At 59.0% G+C, this 17,701-nt stretch carries 17 protein-coding genes; 9 read left to right on the top strand and 8 right to left on the bottom strand.

The window, feature by feature from the left end:
- Positions 1-12: 12 nt before the first annotated feature.
- The 3 genes from BKH33_RS00885 to BKH33_RS00875 form a co-directional block, all read right to left on the bottom strand.
- On the bottom strand, positions 13-969 hold the full coding sequence (locus BKH33_RS00885) for an NADP-dependent oxidoreductase (protein WP_003785147.1): 957 nt from the start codon (positions 967-969) through the stop codon (positions 13-15).
- An 81-nt stretch (positions 970-1,050) separates the two neighbouring features.
- Entirely contained in the window at positions 1,051-1,653 is a 603-nt protein-coding gene (locus BKH33_RS00880) for a TetR/AcrR family transcriptional regulator (RefSeq protein ID WP_003785151.1), read from the bottom strand.
- Positions 1,654-1,715: 62 nt separating this feature from the next.
- Entirely contained in the window at positions 1,716-2,699 is a 984-nt protein-coding gene (locus BKH33_RS00875) for a helix-turn-helix transcriptional regulator (RefSeq protein WP_003785133.1), read from the bottom strand.
- A 104-nt stretch (positions 2,700-2,803) separates the two neighbouring features.
- Between BKH33_RS00875 and BKH33_RS00870 the strand changes: the two genes are divergently transcribed.
- The gene (locus BKH33_RS00870) at positions 2,804-3,190 is read left to right on the top strand and encodes a VOC family protein (protein WP_003785149.1); all 387 of its coding nucleotides are present in this window, start codon (positions 2,804-2,806) and stop codon (positions 3,188-3,190) included.
- A 44-nt stretch (positions 3,191-3,234) separates the two neighbouring features.
- Here the strand turns inward: BKH33_RS00870 and BKH33_RS00865 are convergent, their stop codons facing one another.
- From BKH33_RS00865 to BKH33_RS00850, 4 genes are all read right to left on the bottom strand, one after another.
- Complete coding sequence (locus BKH33_RS00865) at positions 3,235-4,107, bottom strand: amino acid ABC transporter permease (protein WP_003785142.1); 873 nt, start codon at positions 4,105-4,107, stop codon at positions 3,235-3,237.
- A complete protein-coding gene (locus BKH33_RS00860; RefSeq protein ID WP_003785139.1) occupies positions 4,104-4,760 on the bottom strand; it encodes an amino acid ABC transporter permease in 657 nt (218 codons plus the stop codon). The genes BKH33_RS00865 and BKH33_RS00860 overlap by 4 nt, the downstream gene beginning before the upstream one ends.
- Before the next feature lie 125 nt (positions 4,761-4,885).
- On the bottom strand, positions 4,886-5,932 hold the full coding sequence (locus tag BKH33_RS00855) for a glutamate ABC transporter substrate-binding protein (RefSeq protein ID WP_076078111.1): 1,047 nt from the start codon (positions 5,930-5,932) through the stop codon (positions 4,886-4,888).
- 89 nt (positions 5,933-6,021) lie between these two features.
- Entirely contained in the window at positions 6,022-6,831 is an 810-nt protein-coding gene (locus BKH33_RS00850) for an amino acid ABC transporter ATP-binding protein (protein ID WP_003784959.1), read from the bottom strand.
- Between the two features lie 347 nt (positions 6,832-7,178).
- Between BKH33_RS00850 and BKH33_RS00845 the strand changes: the two genes are divergently transcribed.
- Both BKH33_RS00845 and BKH33_RS00840 read left to right on the top strand, forming a co-directional pair.
- Positions 7,179-7,820 (top strand): TetR/AcrR family transcriptional regulator, encoded by a 642-nt coding sequence (locus tag BKH33_RS00845; protein WP_232621488.1) that lies wholly within the window; start codon positions 7,179-7,181, stop codon positions 7,818-7,820.
- A gap of 239 nt (positions 7,821-8,059) precedes the next feature.
- Positions 8,060-9,340, top strand: coding sequence for a glycosyltransferase (locus BKH33_RS00840; protein ID WP_003784953.1), 1,281 nt, complete (start codon positions 8,060-8,062; stop codon positions 9,338-9,340).
- A 40-nt stretch (positions 9,341-9,380) separates the two neighbouring features.
- Here the strand turns inward: BKH33_RS00840 and BKH33_RS00835 are convergent, their stop codons facing one another.
- Positions 9,381-10,295 carry a TrmH family RNA methyltransferase gene (locus BKH33_RS00835; RefSeq protein ID WP_003784958.1) on the bottom strand — a complete coding sequence of 305 codons (915 nt, stop codon included), beginning with the start codon at positions 10,293-10,295 and terminating at the stop codon, positions 9,381-9,383.
- Positions 10,296-10,405: 110 nt separating this feature from the next.
- Here BKH33_RS00835 and BKH33_RS13480 point away from each other — a divergent pair, with 110 nt between their 5' ends.
- From BKH33_RS13480 to BKH33_RS00815, 6 genes are all read left to right on the top strand, one after another.
- Positions 10,406-12,745, top strand: a complete 2,340-nt coding sequence (locus BKH33_RS13480; protein ID WP_158068331.1) for a hypothetical protein — start codon at positions 10,406-10,408, stop codon at positions 12,743-12,745.
- 92 nt (positions 12,746-12,837) lie between these two features.
- Positions 12,838-15,075, top strand: a complete 2,238-nt coding sequence (locus BKH33_RS13475; protein ID WP_003784962.1) for a TIR domain-containing protein — start codon at positions 12,838-12,840, stop codon at positions 15,073-15,075.
- A 276-nt stretch (positions 15,076-15,351) separates the two neighbouring features.
- Positions 15,352-15,861, top strand: coding sequence for a hypothetical protein (locus BKH33_RS00825; protein WP_076140431.1), 510 nt, complete (start codon positions 15,352-15,354; stop codon positions 15,859-15,861).
- Between the two features lie 441 nt (positions 15,862-16,302).
- Complete coding sequence (locus BKH33_RS00820) at positions 16,303-16,704, top strand: hypothetical protein (RefSeq protein ID WP_003784957.1); 402 nt, start codon at positions 16,303-16,305, stop codon at positions 16,702-16,704.
- A 103-nt stretch (positions 16,705-16,807) separates the two neighbouring features.
- Complete coding sequence (locus BKH33_RS13925; protein ID WP_003782083.1) at positions 16,808-16,948, top strand: hypothetical protein; 141 nt, start codon at positions 16,808-16,810, stop codon at positions 16,946-16,948.
- 132 nt (positions 16,949-17,080) lie between these two features.
- Positions 17,081-17,692 (top strand): hypothetical protein, encoded by a 612-nt coding sequence (locus BKH33_RS00815; RefSeq protein ID WP_003782091.1) that lies wholly within the window; start codon positions 17,081-17,083, stop codon positions 17,690-17,692.
- Positions 17,693-17,701 lie beyond the last annotated feature (9 nt).

Raw genomic sequence — 17,701 nt, 5'->3', positions numbered from 1 at the left:
CACTCGCCGGCCTCACTGCGCGAGGACGATGCGTTTTCCGGCAGCCGACAGGTTCTCGGCGTCGCGATGCGCCTCCGCAATTCGATCGAGCGGGTAGGTCGCGGCGAGGATCGGCTTGAGCTCGCCGGTGTTGACCTTCGCAGCGAGCCAGGCCAGATCCTTGGCATTCGGCTTTCCCGATACCATGCGAATGACCGGTCCCGGCGAGAGCACGGACTTCAGAATGTCCCAGAAGGCTCCGGGGGCAATGGCCGCCATACGCCCTCCGGGCCTGAGGATCCCCCGATACGCAGACGTGTCCGTACCTGCAGTGTCGACAACGACGTCGTAGCGACCGGGTATGTCCGAGGGCTTCAGATCGTGGTAGTCGAACACCTGCTGCGCGCCAGCGCCGGCGGCCACGCCACCACGGACACCGACCACGGCATCCACATCCGCTCCCATGATGCGGGCGACCTGAACCACCGTGGAACCGACGCCGCCGTTTCCGCCCACCACAAGCACACGATCTCCCCGACGGACCTTGAGAGGACGAAGGGCCTGCACAGCAGTCAGGCCAGCAAGAGGAAGGGCCGCAGCTTCAGTAAGGGTGACCGCACTGGGAGCAGGGGTAACCCGATCGGCACGGACTCGGACATACTGCGCGCCCGCAGCCGCCCGCCCCGGAGGTTTCATCCCCAGGTATCCCCAGACTCGCGCCCCTATCCTCACTCCCCTGACTCGGTCGCCGACTTCATGCACGAGTCCAGCGAAGTCCACACCCGTTCCCTTCGGAAACCCCATTCCGTCGAACAGACGCATCTTTCCTCGTCTCGTCTGAAGGTCGACGGCATTGATGCTGAAGGCGGCAACCTCGACAACAACGTCCTTGGGGCCCGGACTCGGCATGGTGGCCGTTCCCACCTCAAGCACCTCCGGAGAGCCGTAGGAGCGGAACTGCACCGCCCACATCGCATCCTGCGTGTTCATCATTCCTCCTCGTGTTGCGCTACGCTACGTAGCGTAGCGCAACACGAGGAGGACAGCCATGGGAAAGCCCGTGTCCATGGTTCAGCTTCTCTGAACGGCTCCCAGTAGCGTCAGGAGGACCTCTGACAGCTCCCTGCGCAGAGAGTCGGGCCGCACGTGGCCAAGAAGATGCACATGCACGTACGGAACGCCGAGCAGTGCAGCGTACAGATCGTCGACGTCGATGCTCCCCTCCACTTCACCCCGGGATACCGCACGATCGATCATCGCCACGATGTCGGCGCGCACGGCCGAGACGACGCTCTGCTGCAGTCGTGAGGTGAGGTCAGGGTCACCGGCCATATCGGCCAGCAGACCGGGGAGCGCGCTTCTGCCCGGTTCGACGGCGATGAGCTCAACCACTCGTCCGGCAAGCGTCTCAATGTCTCCGGAAAGGGACCCGGAGTCGGTGATTCCCTCAGTGCCGCCACGATGAATGACCAGGTCGAACACCATCTCCGCCTTCGACTGCCAACGCCGGTAGATCGTCGTCTTGGCCACACCGGATTGCCTGGCAACGCCCTCGATCGTCAGTCCCTGATAGCCGCGAGAGCTCAGTTGCTCAAGAACCGCTGCGGACACTCTGGCATCGGTGTCGGCTCGACGCCGCGGAACAGGACTGTCCTCCTGCACGGCCTTGGACATGGAGCGCCTCCTTCGATTCATGAGGACGGGTGCCTGCCCCTCCCCGCCTCAACGTTAGGTCATCAGGCGCTGTCGTCCTGATACCGCTCAAGCGTGCGCTCCAGGTATCCGACGAGGTCCTGACGCAGGGAAACGGGTGCGATGACGCGGGCGTCCGGGCCGAGCCGGAGAAGAATCGTCATGGCATGGAGGTGGTCCATGAACTCCAGCTGGAAACAGGTCCATCCGTCATCTCCGGGGCGCTCGTCATCTTCATCGGTCGTCATTGCGCGCAACGTCCACTCCTGCACGTCGCTCCAGCGCTCATCCCGCACCCAGGCGGTGGCGGTGATGGCCTCGAACCTCTCGAGAAATTCCTCACGCTGCTTCTGCCATGCCGTGGCCATGTCGAAGCCGGAGTCATCGGAGCACGCCTCAGTGAGTACATCAGCCTCCTCGATCCGAGAGAGCTTGGTGAATCGAACCTCGGCGCCGTGTGAGGCGCACAGGTACCAGCTGCGACTGGCGGCAACCATTCCGTGCGGATCGACGACCTCCTGCGTCGTCGTCCTCGACTTGTCACGGAAGACCATACGCAGCCGATGGCGCGTCAAGACCGCTTCCTGAACGGCGCGGAAGACGGCGTCGGCCCGCTCGCTCTCGGGAAGGGGAAGCCATCCTTGAGGATCAACCACGACGCGCGATGCAATGCTCATGGACCGGCTGCGATGGTTGTCGGGGACGGCGGCAAGCAGTTTGCGAGCGGCGGAGGCGAGGGCATCACCAAGGCCCAGACGCGCAGCGCCCCAACTGGTGAGACCGGCGAAGAGGGCTCGGCTCTCCTCACGGTTCAGTCCTGTCACGTCAATGCGAAAGCCGGGGTCGATTCTCACTCCACCGTGAGGTCCCCGCTCGCACCATACCGGCACTCCCGCAGCCGACAGCGCCTCGACGTCCCGCAGCACGGTACGCCGTGAGACCTCTAGCCGCTGCGCCAGGTCCGAGGCAGGCAGATAGCCGTGGGCACGCAGCAGCCAGATCATGGACAGCAAGCGGTCGGCACGCACCGACTCATCCTCGCACGTACGTGACACAAGGTGGCACCAATAGTCTCTAACCTCGATGCCGTCCACCCGGGTTGTGTCCCCGTGAAGATCCTAGGAGCATCACCATGACTGCCTTCGTTCCCAACAGCGTCATCCTCTACGTCTCCGACGTCGAGGCGAGCACCGCTTTCTACCGCAGGATTCTCGGGCACGGACCGATTGAGACCTATCCGGGATTCAGCGTCTTCGCATTGTCCGACGACGTCACTCTCGGCCTGCAGGCGGCCGACGAGATTGAACCCGCCGCGGAACCGTGTGTGGGCGGAAGCGAGCTGAGCCTGAGCGACGTCGAGCACGTCGATGTCGACCGCCTTCACGCGCAATGGAAGGCCCTGGGCATTCCCATGATCCTGGAGCCGACCGTGCTCGAGTTCGGTTACACCTTCGTGGCTACCGACCCCGATGGGCACCGCCTGCGTGTGTGCGCCACCGACGCCTCAGGCATCAGCTGACCGGCTCCATTCCTTAGGAAGAAGCGGACAGCGCCGGTCCGCCCTCACCGGGTACGTGACTCGATGCACCTCGCCAGCGCCCCCAGGGCCCAGTTCACGATGACGTAGAGGACGGCGATGATGATGTAGGTCTGGAAGAAGACGGATAAGTGAACTTCCTTCTTGGCTTGACCGATCATCTGGGAGCCTCGGTACATGAGGTCGGGGTAGGCGAGCACGTAGGCGAGCGTGGTGCCCTTGATGATGGTGACCATCTGCGTGATGAGGGTCGGGAGCATGAGGCGCAGGGCCTGCGGCGCCAGGATGAGACGCATCGTCAGAGACCGACTCATCCCCAGGGCCAGGGAGGCCTCCGTCTGACCCCGATCCAGCGCCCGGACGCCGGAGCGGAAGACCTCCGCCGTCGTCGCCGAGGTGCACATGACGATAGGAAGGGCCAGCTTCCAGAAATCCGAGACGCCCACGAACCGAGGAACGACCAGCAGGAAGAAGTAGACGAGCAGCAGCATCGGTACCGCTCGCATGGCGTCGATCCACAGGCCCACCAGCCACCGCACGGGGCGGTTATCCAGCATGCGGAGCCAGCCCAGGACGATTCCCAGCGGGAAGGTGAGGACGGCCGCGACAGCACCTAGGGACAGAGTGTTGCCGGCCGCCTCCAGGAGCTGGCTGACGACGGAGCGTCCCAGGAAGTAGCGCCACTCGGGGTAGTCGAGCTGACCCGCGAGGTCCAGACGGTAGAGGACCGCGCCCAGCAGCGCCGCGATTCCGAGAACCGCGAAGACCGATCCGACGGCGATCATGATGCGCCCACGCGGCCCCGGCTCATCGAAGAGCAGCGCCGCGTCCGTCGCCCCGGCCCTTTTGCCTCGCTTGGCGGGACGGGGGTCCGTCATGGGCGTGATGCGTGAGCTCATGCTCGCTCCTTCCCCATGAACTCGAGGCGTCTCTCAAGGAGCCCGCCGAGCTTCGTGGCGGCGAAGGCGATCGCCAGGTAGGTCAGCCCTGAGGTGAGGAAGGTGATGACGCCCTCGGCTCGATCCTGGTTGATTCTCTGCGTGACCGCCGTCAGCTCGACGACGCCGACCGCGGCGGCGAGCGAGGAACCGATGAGGCAGGCGATGAAGATGTTGACCAGCGGCTGAATCGTGCGCGCCAGCGCCTGGGGCAGGACGATGCCGCGAATGATGAGCCCGAAGGGCATCCCCAGAGCGCGGGCGGCCTCGATCTGTCCCTTCGACACCGAGTTGATTCCGCTGCGCACTGTCTCGCACACGAATCCGGACGAGGAGAAGATCAGCGCGACGATCACCGACCAGAACAGGGGGATCCTGATGCCGATGTTGGGAAGCGCCAGGCCGATGAGCACCATGAGGCACAGGTTGGGGATATTGCAGGCCACCGTCACCCACGCCGCGCCCAGTGCCCGCAGCGGAGGAATGGGGCCGACCCGAAAGATGGCCATGAGCGATCCCAGGACCAGGCCACCCAGGTAGGACAGGGCAGAGATCATCAGCGTGACCAGCAGCCCCGAACCGATATCAGCCAGATTGTCGGTAATGGCACTCACAAGTCGCCTCCTTGAAAGATACGGGTCGTCACCATGACGCGAACGCTGCCGGCTTCTCACGTCGCCGTCCCGCCGGGGGCACCGCTAGGTCGACGACGTGACGAGCCGGCGGGCAACGAGCTCGTTCAGGACTCCTTCGAAGCCGCCCTGGAGCTCTGCTCGGAGGCCGGGGCGGAGCCTCCCTCTGAGGCGGACGTCTGCTGAGCGCCATCGACACCGGCGGTCGAGGACCCGGGAACCGAGCCAATGGCCGGCGGCTGAGGGGCGTCGCCACCGAGGGACTTGCCGATCGTCGCATCCCAGATCCTCTTCCAGGTGCCGTCCGCCTCGATCGTCTTCAGGAAGGTGTTGACGAAGGCCTGTGCGCCGGAGTCCTTGGGAAGTCCGATGCCGTAGGGGTCCTCGGCAAAGGTGTCACCGACGATCTTGACCTTGTCATTGGACAGGACCTCGCTCTTGAGCAGGGACTGGTCCACGACGTAGGCCTTGACCTGACCGCTCTCGACGGCGGCGACGCACTTGGCCTGGGTGTCGAAGGGCTTGGCGGTGGCCTTGGGGGCGTGCTTCTTCAGTGCAGCAGCCGATGAGGAGTTGGACTGGACTGCGACGTCCCCGGTCAGAGTGTCCACACCGGTGATGTCCTGGTTGTCGGCCTTGACCAGGATGGCCTGGCTGGAGGCGTAGTAGGGGCCGGCGAAGTCGATCTTCTTGGCCCGCTCCGGGGTGATCGTGTACGTGGCCACGACCGCCTTGACCGTGCCATTGACCAGCACGGTCTCACGCGTGTCGGAGGTGACCTGCTGAACCTCCAGGAGGGAGCGGGCGTCGTCACCGCCGATGATGTAGCGGGCCAGCGCCTGGGCGATGGCCGCGTCGAAGCCGGAGATCTTCTTCGTCTTGGAGTCCTCCCAGGAGAAGACCTCCGAGGTCTTGGTCCCACCGGTCACGAGCTTGCCCGCCTGCTTCACGGCAGCGGCCCAGGTGGAGGCGGCCACGACGTTGTCGGCGGCCACCGGCCCGGAGTTGATGGCCTTGTCGTAGTCGGCGTCGGAGACCGACGACGAGGCGACGGCCTTCCCGTCGGCACCCGTGTCGGCGCAGGCGGCCAGCACGCCGGCCAGGGAGACGGCGCCGGTGGTGGCCAGGAGACCGCGGCGAGAGAGAGTGGTCATGGTGTTCCTTTCGTTCGGACGGGGACGGACCGTCCCAGGCTCGGGGCCTGCTGTGGTGGCCGCGCCCGGGAGAAGGCGCGGTTCGGAGCTCAGTGGCTGAGCACCTTGGAGAGGAAGTCACGGGCACGCTCGGTGCGCGGAGAGGAGAAGAACTCATCCGGGTTGCCGGCCTCGACGATCTGTCCGCCGTCCATGAAGACGACGCTGTCGGCGACGGAACGGGCGAATCCCATCTCATGGGTGACGACGAGCATCGTCATGCCGGAGGAGGCCAGGTCCTTGATGACGTCGAGAACCTCGTTGATCATCTCCGGGTCCAGGGCGCTGGTGGGCTCATCGAAGAGCATGACCTTGGGGTCCATGGCCAGGGCACGAGCAATGGCGACCCTTTGCTGCTGACCTCCCGAGAGCTGGGCGGGGCGCTTGTCCGCCTGGTCCTCCAGGCCGACCCGGGTGAGCAGCTCGTGCGCCCGCTCCTCGGCCTGCCCTCGGGGGATTCCGCGCACCTTGATGGGTGCCAGGGTGATGTTGTCCAGCACCGTTCGGTGCGGGAAGAGATTGAAGGACTGGAAGACCATCCCCACCTCGGCTCGCAGCTGTGCGAGCGCTCTTCCCTCCTGGGGCAGCGGAATCCCGTCGATCTCGATCTCACCCTCCTGGATCGGCTCCAGGCGGTTGACGGTACGGCACAGGGTCGACTTGCCCGAGCCGGAGGCACCGATGACTGCAACGACCTCGCCACGGTGGATGTCGAGCGAGACGTCGTCGAGAGCCTTGAAGCGGCCGTAGTACTTGGTGACGTGGCTGATGCGCACCAGTACATCGCCGTCAATGGTGCGCTCGACGTCGTCCGTCGCGTCTGCGGCTGCCTGGCCTGAAGAAGGTGCGGATGTGGTCACGAGTACCTCGTCTCAACGTGGATATAGGAGCGATATCTGTCTCAGCGACAGCAACAGCAACACATCCACATGCGCACTACATTCCTCCTCAGCTCACGCCGGCCTCAGCCTTGAGAAAATCGGGTCAAAATCCCTGCGCCTACCGCAATCCCCTCACTCACTTCCCGCGATAAGGACTCGTGGATAGCAGGCCGTCGCAGTTCTGACCTTTCGTCAGGAAGAGTAGCACCGCCCACATCCAGGACGTCAACCGAGTCTCATCACCGCTCCCCTACTGGGATCATGGTCACACGCCGCGCAGAGTGCCTAACCGCGCAAGTCGACCATCCGGTCGTAGTCTCATGCGCATGAGCCCCGCGAATACAGCCGATCCGCGTCGCCGACTCCAGCCCGAGCAGCGTCGGGAGGAGCTAGTGAGAGTCGGGGTCGAGCTGTTCGCAGAAGGAACGCTCGACCGCACCCACGTCAACGAGATCATCAAGCGGGCCGGCGTCTCACGCACGCTCTTCTACCACTACTTCCCCTCCAAGATCGCCTTCGCCCGAGCCATCGTGGAGCACGAGATCCTTCACCTTCACGGCCTGGTCGAGCAGCAGGTCGAGCCGACACCGGAGGCTGCGATCTTCACCTTCGCGGGCTATGTGAAGGCCAGACCGAACAGCTTTCGGGCCCTGCACACCGGCGGCCTCGACCAGGACCCGGAGATCGCGGCCGCCCTGGCCACCAGCTTCGAGCGATACGGGCGCCTCGTCCTCATGCTGCTGGGGGTCACGGAACCTGATGAGCGCGCCATGTTCGCGACCAAGGTGTGGATCAGCACGATGATCGCTCTGTGCCTGGCCTGGTTGGACCACCCGGAGATCAGCCAGGAGACCATCACGAACATGTCCGCTCAGGCGCTGCGAAGCCTGGTCTCGCAGGCGCTGCAGGGCGATGCACAGCCCCCGGAGCACACCTCGGCACACCCTCTGGAGCGATCTGACGAGTAGCCACTGCGGACGTGCGTCAACCGCCGCCGAGGCCCCCTCCGAAGCAGCCCGCCCCACAGCACCTGTCCAGCCAATCCACCTTGCATGCATTTTTCCGGCATTCCAACCGCATCGTAAGAATGGCATCTGTGTAAGAATAAACGTGCTAACCTCTCCTCCAGTTGTACGCGACGTGCAATAAGAGACGATGAGGGATCCTCGCACTGAGGTGCCCCTCACCCTTAGAGGGGGAGCTGATCATGCCTGAAGGCACTACTGGGTGCGCGGTGGCTGTAGGTAAAAGCACGTCGCGGGTTCTCTTTGCTCCAGAGACCTTCAACTTCGCCGAGGTGACCCGCGCCATTGAGGTAGCGCGCCGGATGCCTTCGAACGTGGAGTGCGTCTTTGCGGGATTCTCGCGGCGCAACTCCGAGTACATCAAGGCGGCAGGCTTTGAGTTCCGCCTGCTCACTCCGCACCTCAGCGACGAGGAGGGCCGGCTGGCGCTGGAATTCGACCAGGGACGCAGCCTGCGCCACCCGTTCACCGAGCAGATGCTCGCCCAGAGAGTCGCGAGCGAGCGGGTGCTACTGCGTTGCCTGCGTCCGGACGCCGTCGTTATCGGAGTAACTCCCAGCCAGTTTATTTCGGCCCGGGCCGAGTGCGTGCCACTGGTTTTCGTACGGCCCTTCGCCTACTCGCTGGCCCACTTGGAGGCTGCCCGCAAGGTGGGCGCCACCGGCTTTCTGCCCCGTACCACCCCCGAGGAGTGCCTGGTCGACAACGCGGCCGCCCACCTGCTCCACACGGTTGGAACCCGAGTGCCCCTGTCACGCGCCTTCCACCAAGTGGCCAAGGCCAACGGAGTGTCCCTGCCCCAGGGGCTGTTCGCCGGGCTCACCGCGGACCTCAACCTCATCGCCAGTGCTCCGCACCTTCTGCCCCGGTGGTTGGAGATGCCTGACGGGCACCAGGTGGTGGGACCGGTGTACGCCAACCTGCCCGGAGAGGTTCCCGAGTTCGTCACCGACCTGGCCGCCGGCCCCAAGCCCCTGGTGTACTTCGCAGTGGGCTCATCGGGGAACCGTGAGCTCGTCCTTGACGTACTCAGAGGTCTGGGACGGGCGGACTGCCAGGTGCTCGCTCCGGTGCGCTCCCACCTCCACCAGGAGGACCTCAAGACACTTCCCCTCAACATCCATGTCACTGACTGGATCCCGACCCATCAGCTGGGCGACGCCGTCGACCTGGCCATCACCCACGGCGGAGAGGGAACGGTACAGACCAGCTGCGTGCAGGGGTGGCCCTTCATCGGGATCCCGTTGCAGCTCGAGCAGCGCTTCAATGTCCAGCGCTGCGTGGCCTTTGGCTCGGCTCGGCTCGTTTCCCAGAAGGAGGCTCGCAGGGCCGACTGGGCCGCCCTGGTGCGCGAGGCCCTGGCCGACGACGTCATGCGTTCTCGTGCTCGGCGCGTGGCCGACCTCATGAAGGGCCTGGACGGCCCGGGCCGGGCGGCCGAGGCGATCTGCAAGCTGCTCTGAGTCTGCTGCGTCTGTCTGCTGCGGTCCGCCGGCCTGCGTCCTACGCCTGTGCCCGGGCACTGGCGTAGAGGCAGACGGCTGCGGCGGCCGCGACGTTGAGCGACTCCGCCTTGCCGTAGATGGGAATGGAGACGACGGCGTCGGCCCGACTCAGTGCCTCTGCGGGCAGCCCGCGGGCCTCGTTGCCAAGCAGCCAGGCGCTGGGTGCCTCCAGGAGAGACTCGGCCTCGAATAGGTCGAAGTCCCCGCGTCCGTCGGCCGCCAGGACGGTGAGTCCAGCCTCGTGAAGGGCGGCCACGGCGTCGTCCAGGGCCACACCGGTGACGACAGGCAGGTGGAAGAGGCTTCCGGCGGTGGAGCGCACGACCTTCGGCGCGGTGGGATCCACGCTGCCCCGCACAAGGACGACGGCGTCGGCTCCGGCGGCATCGGCGGCTCGGATGATGGCGCCGGCGTTTCCGGGGTCCTGGGCCTGGGTGAGGACGGCAACGAGCCTAGCCCCGTCCAGGGCGGTGACCAGCGCCTCGGAGCCGGAGGCCTCCTCAATGGCGACGACGGCGAGGACGCCCTGGGCATCGGTGCTCATGGCGTCCATGACCTGCTCACTGGTGACGTGCACGTAGAGCTCGGCCGCCACCGCCTCATCCCAGATCTCGCTGTAACGCTCGACGGCGGCCTCGGTGAGGTAGACGTCGAGCACGCGCTCAGAAGCATGACGGATGACCTCACGCACGCCCTGGGGGCCTTCGACGAGGAAGCGACGGTGCTTGGTCCGCACGTTTCGGCGGGACAGGCCCGCCACACGGGAGATACGGGCCGAGGCCGGGTTGTTCAGCACCTCGTGGCCGGTGGCCGGCCCCTCGCTGACGGTGCGCCGCCGCGGCCCGCAGGCAGCAGGCCTCTCGGCAGTGTCATCTAGAAGTTCGTCAGGGTGGACAGTCGAAACACGAGTCATGCCAACAGAATACGGGATTTCGACTCCGATATCCCAACTACGACATAACGAGCAGCAGGTTGTCAGATCAACAACTGACACGTCACAAATCACGGTATACCATGTTCTGTATGAACAACCGCACACCTATGAAACAAGCAACAAAAACGGCTCCATCTCCGACAACGTTAGACATGTTCGTGGTCTGGCACCCAAACGACCAAAATGGAACCCAAATTTGCAATTCACTGTTCGAACATTATCACTCCGACGCATTCTCCGGTCTGGCTGGAGGCTCTATCGAAGTGTACTCACGTTCAACATCCATATCTCCGACGAACGAGACACCTTTACCCATACCAACCCCCACAGGAATGATCGGAGCCAACGATTCGTTCACAGGGAATCCAGCACGATTCACCGTAATCTTAATCTACATCGAAGAAAATCTAGTCAGAACTTCTACTAACACTCACTCCCCTTGGGCAAAGTATCTTCGACAAATAATTGATCACCGAAACGCCAGCGACAACAGAACACTCATCATCCCAATACTTCCCGAGCAAACAGTCGACTATTCAAACGCTCCACTTATTAACGAGTTAGCAAGCATCCAGGGAGTCTCGCAAGGGAACATTAAATCGATATCGCAAGTCGAGTCATATAATTCACCAGCCGACTACGGTCGACTATCCAGAGATGTCGGCAAAGCCGTTGTTCAAAACCTACTTCACAAGGCTCCCCTGAGCAACAGACTAAAGATATTCGTAAGCCACGCTCGCCGAGATATACCCGAATCCGACCAGCACACAATTCACACAAACGGTGTTGTTTCCAAGATCGCCAGTTGGGTCAAAAAAACACAACTCTGCAGTTTTGTTGATATCCACGATCTTCAACCTGGACAAGAATGGAACGAGACCATACGACAACAGGCAAAAACGAGCGCGCTTCTGATGGTTAGAACTGACCACTACAGCATTCGCGAGTGGACACAGTGGGAAGTTTTGGAAGCGAAGAAAGCAGGGATGCCGATCGTCTGCTTAAGTGCATTAGAAACAGGGGAATCAAGAGGATCATTTCTTCTAGACCACGTACCTACGGTGGCATATCAGAACCATTCAGAAACGTCGGAAGCATTCTCAATCATAAAAGCGCTAAATCGCCTAATTGACGAAACCTTAAAACATGCACTATGGCAAAACCAGGAAGTGTATCTGGAGTTCGAGCGACACGCAAAAAATACCGGCCACACCGATAACAACAATCGCGGATTCGACGCTATGCCTCCTCGTCTTCCAGAACCTCTGATGTTGACCAGTTTTCTATCCGAACATCGCAAAAGGTACCCTAACGACAACCATTTGTGGATACTACATCCAGATCCGCCACTTCTCCCACCAGAACATGAAACGATGGTAGAGCTATGCATACTTGCCAACTATAGTAAAAATAATATTCATCTTTTAACTCCTCGTTTGTTCTTTGCAGCAGGAGGAACCTTCGGCCACGGCGAGCCTGAAGTTAAAACGCCGAATCTATCGATAGAGCGACCGCTATCCAACTTTACTCTGTCCATCTCTGCGTCAGCCAGTGAGGACCTCCATAGATTAGGGCTCACCACCAGTCATTTAGAATCGGTTGTCGCCGAAACGGCTCAACTGGCGTTAATCTCAGGCGGCAAAATTTCGTACGCAGGAGCCATAGGAACACACTCACCAGACCTCACAGAATCTGTTCTTCAGGTCATCAAAAAGTACATTGAGGAAGCTCAGCTCAGGCAGCATAGACAATGTAGTCAGGCATTCTATGGACTAACACCGATACATGCTGGACACATGTTCAATCTCACAGTCCCATGCACAAGCATCACATCGGAAGAAGTACTCCAAAAACTCTTGTCTTCCAAGACACAATTTGCATCCACAGGAAAAATTTGTGTTATCAACGATCGAGGAGAGGAGGTGGCTCTTGAAAACACGCACATTTGGGAAGCTACATCAACAGATCGCACAGCTGAGGCACTATCTAGTATTCGAAAGTCCTTGTATAAGTTTGCTCAAGCTCGCCTGGTTATTGGAGGAAAGACTATACCCAAATCCAGCGACTATTCCGATGGATACATAGGGAGCATTCCAGGAATCATCGAAGAAACTCTGGAGGCCCTTAGAAATCGCCAGCCTGTCTATATCGCGGGTGGCTTCGGTGGTGCCGCAGCAGTTCTAGCCCGCTCAATTGGACTGGCGGACAAGATTCCAGTACCGAAACAGACCTTGGACGCAGTATTGCATAACGACATGTGCCGAGATGCGATCGATGAAATCAGGGAGAGTTATAGGAGGGACGTTCTTTGTCTTGAAGAGGAAGATGTCAAGAAACTTGCTACAACCCAACGCCCTTCAGAAGTTGGCGGTCTTGTCGTCAAAGGTTTAGTTGGACACAAACGAACGTGTACGAATCCTTCCGACTAACATTATGAAGTTCATGTAACGTCGTCTTGATCTGCGCTTTCTGCAAAATAGTTCAAAATCACTTCTTGCGTCTACACCCCAGGCATTGTAATATGAATCAATTCAACACAACTATGATTTCTCCATCCCCGTCTATTCTTGAAATATTCGTATTGTGGCACCCCGGCGATGAGGTTGGAAAATTAATATACGAGCGATTACTGAAGCATTACCGCTCCGATGCACTGTCAGGATTGGCGAGCGGAGTCGTGGAGGTTTTTTCGCGTTCCGCGTCACCTGATGGAAATTTCGATACCCCGCCGTTGAAAATCGATGCGCGTGCGTCGAAGTTTACAGTGGTGATTCCGATTGTCGGAGAGGAATTGCGTGACGCTTATATCGACAACGAAAAATGGAGAAAATATTTATCAGCGACTCTTAACGGTGGGACCAATGATCTTACGTACGCTGTCATTCCTCTCCCATTAGTTGGCGTTGATCTGTCATTCTTTGATTCGAATGATCTCAAATATCTTAAAGAGTTTCAATATTTGGCGCCGTATCCCGAAGACATTTTTTCTGTTGCCGACATTGAAATAGACGACGCAAATGCGCAAGAACTCGGGCGATTAGAACGCGATCTCAACAGGGTTATAATTGAGAAAGCATCAGCGGCAGGTTCCAGCTCACCATCTTTGCGTATATTCGTTAGTTACGCAAATAAGGATAACGTCGATCAAGTCGATTCTCAGAACAAAACAGTGTTGCAGGAGGCCATCAGTTCATTCAAGGATCTCGGTATTGATAACTTCGTTGACAAATTACACTTAGTACCTCTAGACAATTGGAAGTCCTCTATAGATGACGCACTTTCGTCTTCCGATCGTTACATTAGTGCACTTTTGGTTATACGGACGGACAACTATGCAGTTAGTCCGAATACTCAACGTGAGGTAACATTGGCGAAGCATAACGAAGTACCGATTGTCGCGATTTCAGCGCTCACCGAAGGGGAATCAAGAGGTTCATTCCTACTTGATCAAGTACCTACAGTACGATTTCAACCCGGTCGGGCTAAAGTATCGATAGTTCGAGCGATCAATCGTCTCATCGATGAGACGCTTAGATTTGTTCTTTGGCACGAATCTAAGGAAAGATTATCTGTGCGGACATTCGATTGGTACCCGGCGACATCGCCAGAGTTGTTGACACTAAATTCACATATTATTAATCTAACTAAGAACGAAATGTTGAACCGTAATTCGTTCTGGATACTTCATCCAGACCCAACGATTCAAGAGCCCGAACACGAGGAAATTATTCGGGCTTGCGCCATCGCAGGAATTAACAGAGATTCCTTACATATTCGAACCCCCAGATCAGTGATCGTCCGTGGAGAAAGTGCCTCCAGTAATTCTTCCGACATTTCAAGTGTTGATCAAATTCATTTGCTTTCGCCTAGTACAATTGTCGGCTTTTCTATGGCTAGAAGTAATAATCTTGCTAGTTTGGGGCTTCATGGTTCTCATCTCGCACGAGTAGTGGCCGAAATTTCTCGACTTGTTTCGGCCTGTGGTGGAGCATTGCTTTACGGCGGAATGGTGGGGACGCATTCACCAGATCTTTCGAAAGCAATGATGGAATCTGTCTTCAGTTACGCTCGTAGCTCCCCTTGCTACGAGGAAAGCAATGCAGTTTCTTTCTCTCGACGATACTTTTATCTGTGGGTACCGTTGCATAAGATACGCGAGAATTGGAAAGAACGTGATGAGATTATTTCAGAACTGAGACGTTATCGAACGGCTTACGGGGACATTGGTCAGATTCGCGTCGTCGGATGGAATAGTGACTACTATACTCCAGATAATGTGCCTTTGCCGTTAGACGGGCATGACGTAAGTTCGAGTTCTAGTGCGTTGTTTACTAAGTTCAGAGAGACGCTAGTCGCCAAATCTACAGTGCGTTTGGCGTTGGGGGGCAAAATAATTCCTCAGAGTGAGTCTAGAGAACCTAACGAAGGTTATAGTGGCGATATTCCTGGCGTTGTCGAAGAAACGCTACTATCGCTACGTGCTCACAAACATGTCTATATTTCAGCTGGATACGGTGGGGCAGCTTCTGCCATCGCCTCATATCTAGACATTCCTGGCGCTGAGTGCGGGAAAGATGCTTTGTCGACGTTGCTTCGGAATCCGTTGTGCGTAGATGCGTTGCAAGAAATCCGTACGCTGTATCGTGCTGAGAATAATCATTTGAGTTCTGAGGAACTTAGAACATTCACATCATCGTATCGACCAACGGAGTTAGCGACGCTTTTGGTGAAAGGACTAACTAATGAACAACATTCTTAGAACACACTTTGCGTTATTTGATGTTTTCTGCCGTTACACCAAACATGTACGGCATCATCATGATCATCTTCTTATGCAGGTACTAGGTTATGTTTCTTAACGGTAGATTCTGCCGTTTTCGTTATCTTTACACCATAGTAAAATTATAGTTGTACCTTTGAGAGCAAGAGGGGATGGCTGACTATGGTAATGCTAACTTCAGGTGCGTTCCTCGCACGTGAGCAAGATATTCACTTTTTACTATCGTAGTCTCACACACAGATGGAGTATACAATTATGCCGGCACGTATTCCTGTGTTTGTTTCATGCCCCACTAAAATGTCGATCGAGCAAAGTGCTGTTCGGGATTACATGACGGATCTACTCACGAGCGAAGGACTTGAACCGAGGACTTTAGGCGGTTCTGACTTTGGTATTGAGTTTCCACTCAAAGAGGTGTATTCAATCGCAAGGCACTGCTCAGGCGGTGTTATACTTGGATTCGAACAGATGTTTGCTGAGGCGGTAACGATAAAGCCTGGAACATCTCAGCAAAAGATGGTCAAGGACGTGTCTTTTCCGACTCCCTGGAACAATCTAGAAGCGGGTCTTCTTTTTGCGTTGCGCCTTCCGCTCGTCGTGTTTTGCGAAGACGGTATAGGTGGAGGTGTCTTCGATCCCGGCGTGAGCGAAGTATTCATCCAGAATCTTCCTAGAAATCTACCTACAGGTTACCAGGATCAACTACTTAAGACGGTGATCCAGAACTGGGCTGGAAAAGTTAGGGCGCACTATAGAGAATATTGAAATATTTCGGTCTTCGTATTTGAGAATGAACCTTGTCGCTTGTTGTTGGGCACGGAGATTGGTTTATCCGGCGGTTGTCACCGTTGAGTTTTTTTGTAGGTGGTTACAGCAGGAATGGCGGCGCACAGTGTTGTATCGGTTCAGCCAGGTAGTGCTCCGTAATGTGGTGTAGAGCGGTGGTTGGGCTGCTGTTGGTGGCAACGCGGTCGCTGTGTGATCCTTCTAGATTCTCCTACAACCCACACTAACGGAGTCGTCACAATAACCTCTCCTCATATTGTTGATTTTGGGCGCCTTCTGACTTGATGCAGTGTTCGTGTCTGGTCTTGGGGTGATGATTAGACCGCGTCTGTAAGGTTTTCGTGGCACCTGAGGAGGGTGTGCGATGAGTGATAGTGATGCTGACACGACGAAAGCGCTGGGCGCCGGGCCAAGGTGTTCTTGTCTCCCTCAAAGAAGTACGACATCTACGTGCAGCTGATGCGTGGCCAGACCATGGTCGGAGCGGCTGCCGCGCAGGCCGGGGTGGACCGTTCCACGATCATGCGGTTGCGGCAGGTCGCCAGGCAGGGCGCTGTGGAGGCGCTGGCCGCCTCACGGCCAGGAGTCTCGGGTAAGCCTGCCCGTAACGTCGTGCTTGACCAGGCCCGGGCCGAGATTGACCGACTCACGCACGCGGTGACCGAGCAGGCGGCCGGGCTGGTGGTGCTGGAGGAAAAAGGGTGGCTTGGCCTGATGCCCACCGAACCGGTTCCCGCCGGTGTGGACACAGCCACCAAGCAGGGGCTACTCGACCTGGTCGACTACGCCGCAGGCTGGGGCTGGCCCGTCTCCAACCTGTGAGGTCCTAGGGCTGTCCGACAGACGCCACCGGCGCTTCAGACGCCACCAGGACAGTGGGAAGAAGCTGGATGATGGTCGGCCCGGAGCCTCGCCGGGCGCGCTGGTGCCGAGCGAGGCCGAGGCGATCGTGGAGGCCTTCGAGACCTTCGCCGCCAAGGACTTCTCCCACCGGCGCCTGGCTCACCACGGCTCCTACGGGCGGGCTGCTTGTGGGCCTGGGCCTCCACGATCCGCCGAGTGCTGAACGACCATGACCTGCGCTACCGGGCACCCGCCCCGGCCGTCGGGCTCCAAGCGTCGTCCCTTCCCTGACCGGGCAACGTACCAGCCCAGCTCGATATAGATCCACGACTCCACCCACTTCGCCACCTGCGCGATGACGGTGCTGATCATCGAGGACCTGTCTGGCGCAAGCGGATCACCCACGCCCGTCTCCGCGGAGGAGACCCACATCCAGGTCCGCCTCGCCACCTGGCAGGCCCTGGAGGCCGAGGACCTGCTCACCTCCGCCTTGGAACGCGCTGACGCCCTTAAGCGTCAGCTGGTCCTGGACGGCGATGATGATCTGACTGCGCTGCTGCTGGCCGTCTCGGACAACGGGACTCAGATGATCGCCGCCAGCACCCGCCGGTTCATGGCCATGGTCGCCATCGCTCAGCACTTCGGGCGCCCGGCGACTGCCACCGACCAGACCTGGATCGAGTCACGGGGCGGAACGATCAAGGCTGAGCGGCCCCACCTGCTGGCCATCACCGACCCCGCCGTACTCACCGCCGAGCCCGACTCGGTCCGCCTCGAGTACAACAGCCAGCCCCTGCACCCCGGACATCGGCTACATCCGCCCCTCTCGATGAGCACGAAGGACGCGGACCCGCCATCCGCAAAGCCCGCCAGGACGAGCTGGAACAAGCCGCCCGACAACGACCTGCCCACAACAGAAAGACAACAACACAATCAAACCAACCCAGAAGACCACAATGATGCCTGATCCAACCAC

This window comes from Actinomyces naeslundii, from assembly GCF_001956585.1.
Taxonomy (GTDB): Bacteria; Actinomycetota; Actinomycetes; order Actinomycetales; family Actinomycetaceae; genus Actinomyces; species Actinomyces naeslundii.
Note: the sequence above shows the minus strand (reverse complement) of the source record. Positions and strands in the feature narration are given on the sequence as shown.